11 protein-coding genes are annotated in these 13864 nt (G+C 71.1%); 8 read left to right on the top strand and 3 right to left on the bottom strand.

The genetic code is table 11. The annotated features are described in order from the left end of the window. Positions 1-90: 90 nt before the first annotated feature. Both ACVTJA_RS07460 and ACVTJA_RS07455 read right to left on the bottom strand, forming a co-directional pair. Positions 91-684 (bottom strand): DUF2378 family protein, encoded by a 594-nt coding sequence (locus ACVTJA_RS07460; protein WP_465835036.1) that lies wholly within the window; start codon positions 682-684, stop codon positions 91-93. A gap of 66 nt (positions 685-750) precedes the next feature. Further along, entirely contained in the window at positions 751-2211 is a 1461-nt protein-coding gene (locus tag ACVTJA_RS07455) for an ATP-binding protein (RefSeq protein ID WP_465835035.1), read from the bottom strand. Between the two features lie 167 nt (positions 2212-2378). On the opposite strand from ACVTJA_RS07455, the gene ACVTJA_RS07450 reads away from it, so the two are divergent. From ACVTJA_RS07450 to ACVTJA_RS07415, 8 genes are all read left to right on the top strand, one after another. Further along, positions 2379-3341, top strand: a complete 963-nt coding sequence (locus ACVTJA_RS07450; RefSeq protein ID WP_465835034.1) for a PLP-dependent cysteine synthase family protein — start codon at positions 2379-2381, stop codon at positions 3339-3341. A gap of 126 nt (positions 3342-3467) precedes the next feature. After that, positions 3468-4328 carry a peptidoglycan recognition protein family protein gene (locus tag ACVTJA_RS07445; protein ID WP_465835032.1) on the top strand — a complete coding sequence of 287 codons (861 nt, stop codon included), beginning with the start codon at positions 3468-3470 and terminating at the stop codon, positions 4326-4328. Between the two features lie 101 nt (positions 4329-4429). Then, positions 4430-4999: a manganese efflux pump MntP gene (locus ACVTJA_RS07440; protein ID WP_465835031.1), complete on the top strand. Its 570-nt coding sequence runs from the start codon at positions 4430-4432 to the stop codon at positions 4997-4999. 166 nt (positions 5000-5165) lie between these two features. Beyond that, the gene (locus ACVTJA_RS07435; RefSeq protein WP_465835030.1) at positions 5166-6542 is read left to right on the top strand and encodes a metal-dependent hydrolase family protein; all 1377 of its coding nucleotides are present in this window, start codon (positions 5166-5168) and stop codon (positions 6540-6542) included. A gap of 94 nt (positions 6543-6636) precedes the next feature. Then, on the top strand, positions 6637-6951 hold the full coding sequence (locus tag ACVTJA_RS07430) for a hypothetical protein (protein WP_465835028.1): 315 nt from the start codon (positions 6637-6639) through the stop codon (positions 6949-6951). A gap of 99 nt (positions 6952-7050) precedes the next feature. After that, positions 7051-8295, top strand: coding sequence for a TolC family protein (locus tag ACVTJA_RS07425; RefSeq protein ID WP_465835026.1), 1245 nt, complete (start codon positions 7051-7053; stop codon positions 8293-8295). Then, positions 8292-9485 carry an efflux RND transporter periplasmic adaptor subunit gene (locus ACVTJA_RS07420; RefSeq protein ID WP_465835024.1) on the top strand — a complete coding sequence of 398 codons (1194 nt, stop codon included), beginning with the start codon at positions 8292-8294 and terminating at the stop codon, positions 9483-9485. The genes ACVTJA_RS07425 and ACVTJA_RS07420 overlap by 4 nt, the downstream gene beginning before the upstream one ends. Then, complete coding sequence (locus ACVTJA_RS07415; RefSeq protein WP_465835022.1) at positions 9475-12609, top strand: efflux RND transporter permease subunit; 3135 nt, start codon at positions 9475-9477, stop codon at positions 12607-12609. The genes ACVTJA_RS07420 and ACVTJA_RS07415 overlap by 11 nt, the downstream gene beginning before the upstream one ends. A 59-nt stretch (positions 12610-12668) precedes the next feature. On the opposite strand, the gene ACVTJA_RS07410 is transcribed toward ACVTJA_RS07415, so the two are convergent. Then, entirely contained in the window at positions 12669-13559 is an 891-nt protein-coding gene (locus ACVTJA_RS07410) for a hypothetical protein (RefSeq protein WP_465835020.1), read from the bottom strand. Positions 13560-13864 lie beyond the last annotated feature (305 nt).

Genomic DNA, 13864 nt, shown 5'->3' with positions numbered 1-13864 from the left:
CTGGCCCGCGTCACCGACGTGCGGTCGGGGCTGCAGCACCCATGGGCCCCCTTCGCGGAGGAAGAGACGAAGACGTCCGGCTGAAGCGCCCTACCCGTGCGCGCTGTTCGCGGCCACCGGGCTCCGCGCCACGCCTCGCGTCCACGTCAGCCGGAACGTGGCCGCCGTGCCGTCGAAGGCGATGGGGTCCACGCGCACGTTGCCCGCGCCCGCGCAGCGCAGCGTCTCCGCGAGGAAGCCGGCGGCGAAGTACGGGTTGTCCGCCGTGACGTCCTTCATCCACAGCGTGGCCGAGTCCTGCGTGGACTCCTCCACCCGCACCTCGTTGAAGTTGTTGCCGGCGCGGACGTTGTAGGGCACCCGCTCCAGCGTGCGGCGTGGGCCCAGGTGCGTGACGAGCGCCATGCTGGCCCGTCCCACCGACGTCTGCCGGAAGCCCTGCAGGTAGCGCGCGCCCAGCTCGTAGCAGGCCTCGTGCGCGGGCAACTCCGGGTACACGTCCTTCGCGGCCACCCGCAGGAAGCCGCGCCACTGCTCCACCGTGTAGTGCGGCCGCAACGGCTCCGACAAATCGAGCCCCACCTCCTTCAGGCGCAGGCGGGCTTCACGGGTGAGGTGCGGTCCCAGGGAACGCACGAAGAGGGCTTCCACGGATTGGGCGAAGATGAGCTTCTCGGACGGCATGACCGAAAGGTGGCAACTCCCTCGTTCAACGGCGAGGGTCGACGCACCGCATTCGTCCGCTTCTCATCAACGAGGCAGACGTACCGTGAAGGTAGTGCCATCGGCGGCGCTGGAGACCACGTCCACGTCGCCGCCATGGCCCCGGACGATTTGCGAGGCGATGTAGAGCCCCAGCCCCAGTCCCCCGCCCGAGCCCCCTTCCGGCCGCAACTTCCTCCCACGGCGCCAGGCGCTGAAGACGTGCGGCAGCTCCTCGGGGGGAATGGGCGCGCCCACGTTGTGCACGCGCAGCACCGCGCCCGTCGGGCTGCCCTCGGCGTTCACCGTCACCAGGCTGTCCGCGGGGCTGTACTTGAGCGCGTTGGCCAGCAGGTTTCCCAGCGCCTGCTCCAGCCGGTCCGCGTCCCAGTCGCCCCGGCCGTCCCCCAGCACCTCGACCTGCACGAGCCGCCCGGGATGGCTGGCGCGCAGCTCCTCCACGCTGCGGCGTACGACATCGAACAAATCGCCGGGCGCGCGCACCACGGGGATTCCGCCGCCCAGCCGCGCGCGGGCGAAGTCCAGGAGCTGGCGAATCATCCGGTCCATCCGCTCCGCGCTGGTGAGGATGCGGCTGGTGAGGTTCGCCTGGCGCTCGTCCAGCCCTCCGCGCCGTTGGAGCTGCTGCGCGGACATGGACAGCGCGTTGAGCGGGTTGCGCAAATCGTGCCCGAGCATGCCGATGAACTGCTCGCGGAACTCCTCCGCGCTGCGCTGCTCGGTGACGTCGCGCGAGGACGTCATCACCGCCAGCACCCGGCCATCCGGGCCCACCGCGGGCGACACCACGAACTCGAAGTGCCGCGGTCCCCGGTCCGACGACAGGTTGATGGAGCCCCGCTGCACCTGGCCCGTGCGCAGCGCCGCCTCCACCTGGCGGACGTAGGGCTCCAGCGAGGAGTCCCTCGCGGCCATCTCCTCCAGCGTCAGCCCGGTGCCGTGCGCGGCGTGGCTGCCGCGCGCCGCGTAGAGCGCCTGGTTGGCGAAGAGCACGCGCCCGGCGCCGTCATAGAGGGCGATGGGGTCCGCGGCGCTGGAGATGGCCAGCTCCAGCAGCCGGCGCTGGTGCTCCACCTCCTGCGACAGCGCGCGGACTTCTCGCTCCGCCTTGCGCAGGCGCAGGAGCGCGTGGACCTGGGCGACCAGCTCCTCCGGGTCCACCGGGGCCACCAGGTAGCCGTCCGCACCATGCTCCAGGCCCTGCGCCCGGTCGCCCGGCCCCACGGCCTGCGCGGAGAGGTGCAGCACCAGCACGTTGTGGGTGCGCGGCGCCATCTTCAGCCGCCGGCACACCTCCAGCCCGCTGATGTCCGGCAGCCTCACGTCGAGGATGACCAGGTCCGTGTGCTCGTCCGTGAGCGCCAGCGCCTCGTGGCCGGACCCGGCCTCCAACACGCGAAAGCCGGCCAGCCCCAGCACGCGTGAAGTCACGTACCGGCTGGCGACGTCGTCATTGACGTTGAGGATGACCGCAGGCTTGGAAGTCATTCGGTGGGGACGTTGACTCTGTCGTACCTGTGTCCCCCGCCGCACGCCAAGGTTTACCGCCCGGAGAGTGTCCGCTTCCCGGGTAGGCAGGCTTCCAGCAGTCGTCCAGCCTGCAAAAAGTTCAGAGCGCTCCCACCGAGGGGTGGTTTCGCGATAGTGAGGGCCACATGCGCCCTCCCTGTCGCCCGCTCCCCGCGGATGGCCGCTTCCTCCAGGCCGTGGGTCCCACGCCGCTCGTCCCCGTCCGTCTGGAAGAGGACGGCCCCACCATCTGGTGCAAGCTGGAGTTCCTCAACCCCAGCGGCTCCACCAAGGACCGCATCGCCCGGTACATGCTGGAGAAGGCGTGGCGCCTGGGCGAGCTGTGCCCGGGCGGCGAGGTCATCGAGGCGTCCAGCGGCTCGACGAGCATCGCCCTCGCGCTGGCCTGCGCGCAGATGGGGCTGCGCTTCACGGCGGTGATGCCGGAGGGCGTCACCGGCGAGCGCGTCCTCACCATCCGCGCCTACGGCGGCAACGTGGAGCTGGTGGCGCGTGACGCGGGCGTGCGCGGCGCGGTGGCCCGGGCGGAGGAACTGGCCCGCGAGCGCAACGCGTTCGCCCCGCGCCAGTTCGAGAACCCGGACAACGCCGAGGCGCACCGCGTGTGGACGGGACAGGAGATCCTCTCGCAGGTGCCGGGCGGGCTGGTGCACGGCGTGGTGAGCGGCGTGGGCACCGGCGGCACCGTGGTGGGCCTGTACCAGGCCTTCGCGGAGGCCGGCTGCCCGGTGACGGCCTTCGTGGCGCGGCCCATCGCCGGGCTGGGCTGCGACGTCGAGTGCTGCAGCTTCAGCCCCCGCGTGCCCGGCGTGGTGGACGGCATCTCCAAGCTGTACCGCGAGGCGGAGATGCCGGGCCGCGTGGAGCTGGACGTGTCGGACGACCTGGCCATGCACACCGCGCGCGCCCTCATCCGCCGCGGCTTCCCGGTGGGCCCCTCCTCCGGCCTCAACTACGCCGCCGCCGTCGAGGCCGCGAAGCGGCTGGGCCCCGGCGCCCAGGTGGTGACCGTCTTCCCGGACCGCATGGAGCGCTACTTCTCCACCGAGCTCATCCAGCCCAAGCTCTCCACGCGTGGTGCGGCCTGAGCGACACCCGCAGGCGAAACCTCGGCGTGAGAGGGCCGTGAAAGCGGCTGTCTTCCCTGGCGGCGCAACTTCTGGAGTGCGGGGGCGATAATCCGCCTCGTCCCCCCACGTTCCGAGAGCGCCCCCATGACCGTCCGCCTTCCTCCCGCTTCCGCGCCCCGCACGGCTCCCGCCACGCTCACCCGCGCCGCCGCGACCACCACGGCGGTGACGGCTCCTCCCGCCGGCCTGCGCAAGGGCGACGAGGGCCCCAAGGTGAAGCAGCTCCAGGACGCGCTGGTGAAGCTGGGCTACCTGACGAAGGCCCAGGTCGGCACCGGCTACGGCAGCTTCGGCCCGAAGACGGAAGCGGCGGTGAAGAAGTTCCAGGGCGACAAGAAGCTGCCCACCACCGGCTACTACGGCGATTTGACGCAAGCGGCGCTGAAGAAGGCCCTCTCCAGCGGCGGCAAGCCGCCCGTGGACGGCCCGACGAAGCCTCCGCCGAGCACGGGTGAGAAGTTCACCAAGCCGCCCGTCGTGAGCGCGCCCTCGCCCAACTCCAACGAGCGCGGTGGGAAGGACATCGACACCATCGTCCTGCACCACACCGGCTCCAACAACGGCGCGGCCGACCTCTCGTGGATGCGCAACCCGAAGAGCGAGGTGTCCGCGCACTACATGATCGACCGCGACGGGAAGATCTACCAGCTCGTCAACGACCAGAAGCGCGCGTGGCACGCGGGCAAGGGCGAGCTGCACGGCGTGCCCAGCGACATCAACAGCCGCTCCATCGGCATCGAAATCGTCAACCTCGGCGACGGCAAGACGCCCTTCACGGATGCGCAGTACAAGTCGCTCACCCAGCTCACCGGCTACCTGAAGCAGACGTACGATGTGCCGATGAAGAACATCGTCGGCCACGCGGACGTGGCGGTGCCCAAGGGCCGCAAGAACGACCCGGCGCCGAACTTCGACTGGAACCGGCTGAAGAAGGGCATCTCCTGAGCGAAGGCTGCCCCACACGCGCGGTGGCCGGGCAGGCTCTTTGCCGGGCCTCGCCTCGCGGGCGGGTAGTCGCGAGGCGCCGGATGCGATAGGGAGCGCCCATGCTCTCCCTGCCCCTGGTGCTGCTGGCGCTCGGCCTTTCCATGGATGCCACGGCCGTGGCGATGACGAGCGGCTTCTCGGCGCCGCGCGTGCGGGTGCGCGACGCGCTGCTGCTCGCGCTCTTCTTCGGCGGCTTCCAGGCGCTCATGCCCGTCATCGGCTGGGCGGCGGGCGAGCGCTTCGCCAACGCCATCGCAGAGTGGGACCACTGGCTCGCCTTCGTGCTGCTGTGCGGAATCGGCGCGAAGATGCTGCACGAGGCCTTCAGCCACAAGGACGGCTCGGAGACTCCGCGCTCGAATCCGTTCAGCCTGCGGGTGCTGCTGGTGCTCGCGATTGCCACCAGCATCGACGCGCTGGTGGCGGGCCTCACCCTGCCGACGCTCGACGTGCGCCCGCTGATCGCGGCCGCCTTCATCGGCGTCACCACCTTCGTGCTCTCCTTCGCGGGCGTGGAGGCGGGCCGCCGCTTCGGCGACCGCTTCGGGAGCAAGCTGGATGCGCTCGGTGGAATCGTGCTCATCGCGCTCGGGGCGCGGACGCTGTTCGAACACCTGACCGCGCGCTGAGTCGCCGCCCTCCAGGGCCGGCCCGTGTCGTCCAGACGGTGGCATACGCCACCGAGTGACGTGAACCGGACCTGCGCGCCGGTGAGCGACACTCCCCACCCGTGCCTCCTGCCGGCGCGAACCCATCATGTCGGGCTCGCGTGTCTGCTTCGGAAGGAGAGTGCCCATGGGTTTCACGGAAGTGCTGGCCGGCGGCGGGGGGATGATGCTGGCCGCCCCGGCTTCGCCCGGAGCGCCCAGGCCCCAGGCGCCGCGAGAGCCGGCCGTCCTGCTCCAGAACGCGCGAATCTTCGACAGCAGGAGCGGTGCTCTGTCCGCGCCATCGAACGTGCTGGTACGGGGCAGGCTCATCGAGCGCATCTCCACCGCGCCCATTCCGGTGGACGGCGGCGCGGGCATGACGGTCATCGACTGTGGAGGCCGCGTGCTGATGCCGGGGCTCATCGATGCGCACTGGCACGCGATGTTCGCGACGCTGCCGCTGGTCGCTGCCCACACCGCGGACGTCGGCTACCTCAACCTGGTGGCGGGGAAGAACGCCGAGCGCACGCTGATGCGCGGCTTCACCACCGTGCGCGACCTGGGCGGGCCGGTGTTCGGCCTCAAGCGGGCCATCGACGAGGGCGTCATCGTGGGGCCGCGCATCTACCCATCGGGCGCGTTCATCTCGCAGACGGGAGGACACGGCGACTTCCGCCTGAGCAACGAGCTGCCCCGGGACGGCTCGACCCCCCTGAGCTACTCCGAGCGCCTGGGAGCCGCCGCCATCGCCGACAACCCGGACGAGGTCCGCCTGCGCGCCCGCGAACAACTCATGCGCGGGGCCACCCAGCTCAAGCTGATGGCGGGCGGAGGTGTCTCCTCGGAGCACGACCCGCTCGACGCCACGCAGTACACCGAGCCGGAGCTGCGTGCCGCCGTCGAGGCCGCGGAGAACTGGGGCACGTACGTCGCCGTCCACGCGTACACGCCGAAGGCCATCCAGCAGGCCATCGCGGCCGGCGTGAAGTGCATCGACCACGGGCAGCTCGCCGACGAGGCCACGGTGAAGTTGATGAAGGAGCGGGACGTGTGGTGGAGCCTGCAACCGTTCCTCGACGACGAGGACGCCACGCCCATGCCCGACGAGGCCCGGGCCGCGAAGCAGCGGCAGGTCACCGAGGGGACGGAGCGGGCGTACCAGCTCGCGAAGAAGCACGGCGTGCGGCTGGCCTTCGGCACCGACGTGCTCTTCGAGCCGAAGCTGGCCGAGCGACAGGGCGCGCGGCTGGCGAAGCTCGTCCGCTGGTTCACGCCCGCGCAGGTGCTGAAGATGGCGACGTCGGACAACGCCGCGCTGCTCGCGCTGTCGGGCCCACGCAATCCGTACCCGGGCAGGCTGGGCGTCATCGAGGAGGGCGCGCTCGCCGACCTGCTGGTGCTGAGCGGCGACCCGCTGAAGGACCTGAAGCTGTTCGAGGACCCGGACGCGAACCTGCTGGTCGTCATGAAGGACGGCAAGGTGCACAAGAACCGCCTCGCCCCGCGTGACGCGGGGAGATGACGCGGCGCCTTCTCCGGGCCGGAGCCGTCGTACCTACACCGTCCGTGAGTCAGGCTCGCGCGTTCCCTTTGGAAGCGTGCTAGGAACGGCGCCGGTGCTGCGAATCTGGTTCTGCCTCTGCCTGCTGCTGTTCGCCCCGAGCGTGGGAGGGATGCTCCCTTCCCTGCCGGGCACGGCGACAGAGGTGTGCTCGCAGCGCTGCGCGGATGATGACGAGCGCGGACAGTGCGCTCCCGACTGCGCCGACTGCACCTGCTGTGGCCATGTGCGCTCCGTGGCCGCGCCCGAGCTGATGCCCTCGCTCGGGGTGTACGTGGAGCGGCCGCCGCGCTTCGCTTACGACGAGGCCGCGCCGCCCTCCGCCGACGTGGGCGACATCCTGCACGTCCCCATAGCCACCCTCGCGTAGCCCGAGTCCGTCGTCTTCGTTCTCTCGCGTCCGCCAGGACGGGTGTGCCGTGGGGCATGCCCGTGTCTGACGCTCGCTGACTCACCGCGAGGTCTCCCCGTGTTGTCCCATCGTCTCGCGACGGCCGCCTTCGGGCTCGCCGCCGCATTGCTCCTGCCACGCATTGGCGTGGCGCAGTCATCCGCATCCCCTCCCGTCGAGCTCTCCCTGGAGGAGGCACTGGCCTTGGCCCGCCAGCGTGCTCCCGCGTTGCTGGAGGCCGCGGGCCGTGTCGCCGAAGCGCAGGGCCCCGTGGCCGGCGCCGCGCCCCTGCTGCGCAACAACCCCACCGTGGACGTGGCGGCCGGGCCGCGCACCGTCGCCGATGGAACGCGGGGGTTGGACCTGGAGGTAGGGTTGGTTCAGCCCTTCGAGCTGGGCGGCAAACAGGGCGCCCGTCGTGAGTCCGCGCGCGCCGGGCTGGCGCAAGCAACGGCGAACCAGCGCGACTCGGAGCGCCGCGTGCTGGGCGAGGTGGCCTCCACCTTCCTGCGCGCGCTGCACGCACACGAGCGGCTGAAGCTGGCGCGAGAGGCGGAGTCCGCCGCCGAGAGCATGGCGCAGTCGACACAGCGGCGCTTCGACGCGGGCGACGTGCCCGTGGTGGACGTCAACGTGGCGCGCGTGGCACTGGCGCGGGCCCGCGCGGAGGTGGCTGGCGCGGAGGGAGATGAAGCGTCCTTCCTGCACCTGCTGCGGGCCCTGCTGGGGATGAAGCTCGTGCAGCCGATGGGTGTTCGCGGAGAGCTGCGGGCCCTGGCCATCGCCGATGTGCCGGCGGCGCCCACCGAGGAGCGTCCGGACCTCGTCGCGTTGGAGGCCGAGCTGGCACAGGCCGAGGCGGAGCTGCGCCTGGGCAGGAGCAGTGCGTGGCCCGACGTGGAGGTGGGCGTGCGCTATCAGCGCGAGGTGGATGAGACAGCCGTGCTCGGCACCCTCGGTGTTCCGCTGCCCCTCTTCTCGCGCGGACAGGAAGCGCGCGTGACGGGCGACGCTCGCGTGCGCCGCCTGCGTAGCGTGCTGGAAGCAGCGCGTGCGGTGCGGGATGTCCAGGTGGAGGCCGCGCGCGTGTCTCACCGCAAGCGGAAGGAAGCCGCGGAGCTGCTGGAACGTGAGGCCCTGCCACTGCTGGCGGACAACGCCTCGCTCGCGGCGCGGGCGTACGAAGCTGGCGAAATGGGACTCGCGGAGTTCCTCCTCGTGCGACGCGACACGCTCGAAGCCCGATTCGCCTACGCCGACAGTCTCCTCGATGCCGCGCTCGCCCGAGTGCAGCTCGCCGTCGAGATGGGAGCCCTGCCATGAAGACCTCTTCCCTGTTGATGGCCGCCCTGCTCCTGCTGACCGCGTGCAAGTCGGAGTCCCCGAAGCAGGAGGACGAGCACGGGCACGAGGAACACGGAGGAACCGAGGCACACGGCGAGGGCCACGACGAGTCGAGCGTGCACATCGCCTCCGAGATGATGCGCGACCTGCGCGTCACCACCGCCCGCGTGGGTGAGCGCCCCGGTGGAGAGAGCGTCACCGTCCTGGGCGAGCTGACCTTCAGCGAGAACGCCTACGCGGAGGTGGCCTCTCCCATCGCCGCGCGCGTGGGCACCGTCTTCGTCACCACCGGCCAGGAGGTGAAGCAGGGCGACAAGCTCGCGGAGCTGCGAAGCCCCGAGCTGGGCAAGGCCCGCGCCGCGCTCCAGGCGGCCCAGGCCCGTGCCACCGCCGCGCGCCAGGCCGCGGAACGCAAACGCGCCCTCGCCGCCGAGCGCATCGTCGCGCAGAAGGACGTGCAGGCCGCGGAAGCAGAGGCCGCCTCCGCCGAAGCGGAAGTCGCCTCCGCCCGAGCGGAGCTGACGTCCCTGGGCGCGAGCGAAGACGAGCTGCGCGGCGGCCCGGGAGCACCGGGCTTCGTGCTGCGCGCGCCGCTGTCCGGCACCGTCATCGAGCGGGATGCGCGCATGGGCCAGATGGCGGACCCGTCGCGGCCGCTGTTCCGCATCGGAGACCTGTCCTCGCTGTGGCTCATCGTCCACGCGTTCGAGCGCGACGCCGTGCGCATCCAGCCAGGCACCCAGGCTCGCGTCACCTTCGCGGCCTTCCCGGGACAGGAGGTCATGGCCAAGGTGGGCCACGTGGGTCAGCGGGTCGACGCGGCCTCGCGCACCATCCCCGTGCGGCTGGAACTGGACAACCGCGACGGGCTGCTGCGTCCGGGCATGTCCGCGTCGGCCTTCCTTCCCCTCGGTGACACCGGCGCGCCCATCACCACCGTGCCCGCGGCGGCCCTCCAGCGACTGGAGGGAGGCTGGGTCGTCTTCCTGCCCACGGACACGCGGGGCGTGTTCGAGCGGCGCGAGGTGGGACGCGGCCGCACGCTGGGCGGCGACGTGGAGGTGCTCTCCGGACTGAAGGCCGGCGAGACGGTCATCGTGGAGGGCGCGTTCCTCCTCAAGGCCGAGGTGGAGAAGTCGAGCGGCGGAGGCGAAGCCCATGCGCACTGAGGACCCTGCTTCGCCGTCCCTGGTGAATCGGGTGCTGCGTACGTCCTTCGCACGTCCGGGCCTCACGGTGGTGCTCGCCCTGGCGCTGTCCGCCTTCGGAGCCATGGCGCTCCACGGCCTGCGCCGCGACGTGTTCCCGGATTTGTCCGCGCCCATCTTCAACGTCATCGTGCAGAACGCGGCCATGGGCGCCGAGGAGCTCGAGACGGCCGTGGCCATCCCCATGGAGGTGGCGCTGGCGGGCCTGCCGGACGTGCGCCGCATCCGGTCCACCTCGCAGCTCGGCGTGACGCAAATCACCGTGGAGTTCGAGCCCGACGCCGACTACTTCCGCAGCCGCCAGTACGTCGCGGAGCGCGTGGCCCAGGCCCAGGCGGAGCTGCCCGCGGGCACGGACGCGCCGCTCGTCTCCAGCCTCACGGGCCGGCTCAACGAGGTCTTCGAGTTCACCCTGGAGGCCGAGCCCGGCACGGCCGACCTGATGACGCTCCGGGACCTCGCCGAGTTCGAAATCCGCAACCGGCTGCTCGCCGTCCCCGGTGTCGCGGGCGTGGAGCGACTGGGCGGCTACCTCCGCCAGTTCCAGGTGCAGCTCGACCCGGACCAGATGGTGGCCCGAGGCATCAGCCTCGACGAGGTGGAGCACGCGTTGGAGGGCGCCAACCTCAATGCCTCCGGAGGCTTCGTGGTGCAGGGCCCCATGGAGTGGACGGTGCGCGCCGTGGGCCGCGCGCAGACGGTGGAGGACCTGAGCGGCACCGTGGTGGCCCTTCGCGACGGTACGCCCGTGCTGCTCGGCGACGTGGCGGACATCCGCGAGGCCCCCGCCGTGCGGCGCGGCATCGCCCATCGTCTCAAGGGCGAGGTGGTGAGCTGCCGGGTCATCAAGCAGTTCGGCGCGGACACACAGCGGGTGGCCTCGGGCGTGAGGGACGCGCTCACGGAGCTGAGCCGGAGCCTGCCCCCGGGCGTGCAGTTGCGCATCGTGTATGACCAGTCGCAGCTCATCGGCTCCGCGCTGGGCGGCGTCAGCCGGGCGATTCTCCTCGGCGCCCTGCTGGTGGTGCTCGTCCTCTTCGGGCTCCTGGGGGACTGGCGCGCGGCGCTCATCGTCACGCTCACCCTGCCCCTCTCGCTGGGCATCGCGGGCGTGCTGCTGAAGGCGGCGGGCATCGGCATCAACACCATGACGCTGGGCGGACTGGCCATCGCCGTGGGCCTGCTGGTGGACGCGGCCATCATCGTCACGGAGAACATCGTCCACGACCTGCGCGAGGGCGCGGGGCGCAGGTCCAAGCGCGAGGAGTCGCTCGCCGCCGCGATGGAGGTGGGCCGGCCTATCGCCTTCGCCACGCTCATCGTCGTGGCCGTCTTCATTCCCCTCTTCGCGATGACGGGCATCGAAGGGCGCATGTACCAGCCGCTCGCGGCGGCCGTGGTGGCGTGCCTCGCGGCGTCACTGGGACTGGCCCTCACGCTGGTGCCGGTGGCCTCGTCGCTCTTCCTCCGCGCGCCCAAACCCGATGAGCCGGAGGACGTGTGGCTGGTACGCAAGGTGAAGGCCTTCTACGCGCCGCTGCTGGACCGGTGCATGCGCCGGGCGGGGCTCGTGCGGCTGCTGGCGCTGGCCATCACCGTGCCCGCGCTGGGACTGGCCTTCGTCGTGGGCAGCGACTTCATGCCCAGACTCGACGAGGGCGCCCTGCTCCTCCAGACGGTGCTCCCGGCGGAGGCGTCGCTGGAGGAGGTGGACCGGCTCAACCACCTCGTGGAGGACGTGCTGCTGGAGTTCCCCGAGGTGGACGACGTCGTGCGCCGCACGGGCCGCGCCGAGCGCACCGAGGACCCGATGCCGCACACGCTCTCCGACGTGCTCGTGGTGCTCAAGCCTGAGCGGGGCCGCTCGCTGGAGAAGCTGGAGGCGGACATGCGCGAGGCGGTGGAGAAGGTGCCCGGCGTGTCCACCCTCTTCACCACGCCGCTGGGCATGCGCATCGACGAGGGCCTGGGCGGCAGTCCCGCCGACCTCTCCGTGCGCATCTTCGGGCCGGACCTGGAGGTGCTCGCCCCACTGGCCGAGCAGGCCCGCGCCATCATGGCGAAGGTGGACGGCGTGGAGGACCTGCGCGCGGAGCAGCTCAGCGGGCTGCCCCAGTTGCGCATCACCGTGAATCGCGCCGCCGTGGCCCGCGTGGGCCTCACACCCGGAGACGTCGTCCGCGCGGTGCGCGTTGGGCTCGTGGGCCAGGAGTCCTCCCAGGTGTGGAAGGGCCAGCGGCGCTATGACCTGGTGCTGCGGCTCGCGGACCACCGGCGCGGCGATGCCACCGCCATCCGGAACCTCCTGGTGGACGGGCATGACGGCACGCGCATTCCACTGAGCCAGCTCGCGCAAATCGAAGAGACGTTCGGCGCGGGCAGCATCCGCCGCGAGGCGGGCAGCCGTCGCATCGCGGTGGAGGCCGGTGTCTCCGGGAGGGACTTGGGCAGCACCGCGGCCGAGGTGCGCGAGCGGCTGGCGACGGAGCTGAAGCTACCGACGGGCTACTTCGTCGACGTGGGCGGCAAGGTGGAGAGCCAGGAGCGCGCGGCGAAGTCGCTGATGGTGGCGATTGCCGTGGCGCTGATGGCGGTGTTCATCCTGCTGTACCTCGCGCTGGGCTCGGTGGCGGAGGCGCTCGTCATCGTCGCCACGCTGCCGGACGCCTTCGTGGGCGGCATCCTCGCGCTGCTCCTCGCCGGGGAGACGTGGAACGTGTCCAGCCTCGTGGGGCTCATCGGTCTGTTCGGCATCGCCGTGCAGAACGGACTGGTGCTGGTGGCGCAGACGAAAATCCTCATGGAGCGCGGCCAGCCCTTCGCCGAAGCGTTGCGCGAGGCGAGCATCAGTCGCGTGCGGCCCAAGCTGATGACGGCGAGCACCGCCATCCTCGGCCTGCTGCCGTTGCTCGTCCTGCCGTTGCATGGCACGGAGGTGGAGCGGCCCCTCGCGGTGGTGATGGTGGGCGGGCTCGTCACGTCCACCCTCTTCACCCTGCTGGTGCTGCCCACCTTCTACGCCTTCGTCCACGGGCTGCGCGAGCGCATGGGCCAGCGGCTGGCGGCGCGAAAGGCGGAGGCGTGAGCGCGTGAAGCTCGGGCACGAGCGTGGGCGACGCTTCCGTCCACGCTCGTGCCGTTCAATCACTTCGCGTAGGTGACGACGTCCTCGCGCACCTTGCCGACGATGCCTCCCCAGGTGCCGCCGCCGCTGTGGCTGTAGGCCTCGCCGTCATCGCGGAACGACACCGTGTGGTAGCTCCACTTGGCGTGGTTGCCCTCGCAGACGCCGGAGCCCGTCGTCAAATCATTGCAGAACCAGTCGGAGGGGTTGCAGTACGCGCCGCCCGCGCTGCCCGCGACGCCGCCCGTCGAGTGGTACGAGACGGCCTCGTCGTCCTGCCCGGGGAGGATGCCCGAGTACAGCGTGCCCTTGGCGCCGGCGAACATGTAGAACCAGAGGCCGCGCGTGGTGTTGTGGTTGTACATGGCGCGCGCCGTGGTGGTGACGAGGTCACCGACGATGGCGTCGCTCGTGGCCCACTCGCCGTTGTCCGCCAGCTCGCTGCCGCCGCCCGCGCCGGACGCCACGTCCACCCACTTGATGTTCCAGCCCACCTGCGTGGTGCCGTCCGTGTTGCCACACACGCCGCTGGAGTTGGGGATGGCGTTCTTCTTGTAGCGAGCGGTGCCGCCGTACAGGGACAGCGCGTAGCCAATCTGCAGGTCACCCGCGCTGTGCACGGCGATGTAGCACCAGTTCGTTCCGGTGCAGAAGCAGTCCAGCGCGTCGCGGATGCGGTAGTTCTGCCCGCCAATCTTCTGCCGCCCATCCCAGTTCACGGCCTTCTTGTTCACACCGGCCGCCGTGGAGCTGGGGCCCCAGTTGGAGAAGTCGGCGTAGTTGCCGGCCTGCGTTCCACCGGAGTTCTTCCCGTGGATCCACAGCGTGTAGTTGGTGGCGAGCGCGGGAGCTGCGGACAACAGGACTGAGGCGACCGAGGCAGCGAGCGCCGCGCGGATTGCGTTCAGCATGACGACTCCGGGGGGATTGCGAGGGAATGCCCCGCGCGGGGAACGGGGTGCGGGAAACGCTAGCAGCACGCGATTGGCGCAGTCGCGAGGGGCCGAAACACCCTCCCCCGCGCGGCGCCGTGGGTCCTTCCCACCCTCCCTTGCGTTGCACGTCGTGACGAGGAGGCTGTTCGCCAGGCCTCCGATGGAGCACGCGCGCGTGAGCGGGTGAACATCCGGCCGTCGCGCACGGCGTCACAGTGTGATGACCCCGGTTACACACGGGTTCGTCCGTCGAGGGCCGCGACACTCGAACAGCTCGTTGA

It is taken from the genome of Pyxidicoccus sp. M6 (assembly GCF_055568925.1).
This window is presented reverse-complemented; position numbering and strand designations above follow the sequence as displayed.

What these genes read in the sequence shown, in the direction of transcription:
- ACVTJA_RS07445 (WP_465835032.1), top strand. Translation starts at nt 3,468, where the DNA reads ATGACCGTCCGCCTTCCTCCCGCTTCCGCGCCCCGCACGGCTCCCGCC.
- ACVTJA_RS07435 (WP_465835030.1), top strand. Translation starts at nt 5,166, where the DNA reads ATGGGTTTCACGGAAGTGCTGGCCGGCGGCGGGGGGATGATGCTGGCC.
- ACVTJA_RS07450 (WP_465835034.1), top strand. Translation starts at nt 2,379, where the DNA reads ATGCGCCCTCCCTGTCGCCCGCTCCCCGCGGATGGCCGCTTCCTCCAG.
- ACVTJA_RS07460 (WP_465835036.1), bottom strand. Translation starts at nt 684, where the DNA reads ATGCCGTCCGAGAAGCTCATCTTCGCCCAATCCGTGGAAGCCCTCTTC.
- ACVTJA_RS07415 (WP_465835022.1), top strand. Translation starts at nt 9,475, where the DNA reads ATGCGCACTGAGGACCCTGCTTCGCCGTCCCTGGTGAATCGGGTGCTG.
- ACVTJA_RS07440 (WP_465835031.1), top strand. Translation starts at nt 4,430, where the DNA reads ATGCTCTCCCTGCCCCTGGTGCTGCTGGCGCTCGGCCTTTCCATGGAT.
- ACVTJA_RS07410 (WP_465835020.1), bottom strand. Translation starts at nt 13,559, where the DNA reads ATGCTGAACGCAATCCGCGCGGCGCTCGCTGCCTCGGTCGCCTCAGTC.
- ACVTJA_RS07420 (WP_465835024.1), top strand. Translation starts at nt 8,292, where the DNA reads ATGAAGACCTCTTCCCTGTTGATGGCCGCCCTGCTCCTGCTGACCGCG.
- ACVTJA_RS07455 (WP_465835035.1), bottom strand. Translation starts at nt 2,211, where the DNA reads ATGACTTCCAAGCCTGCGGTCATCCTCAACGTCAATGACGACGTCGCC.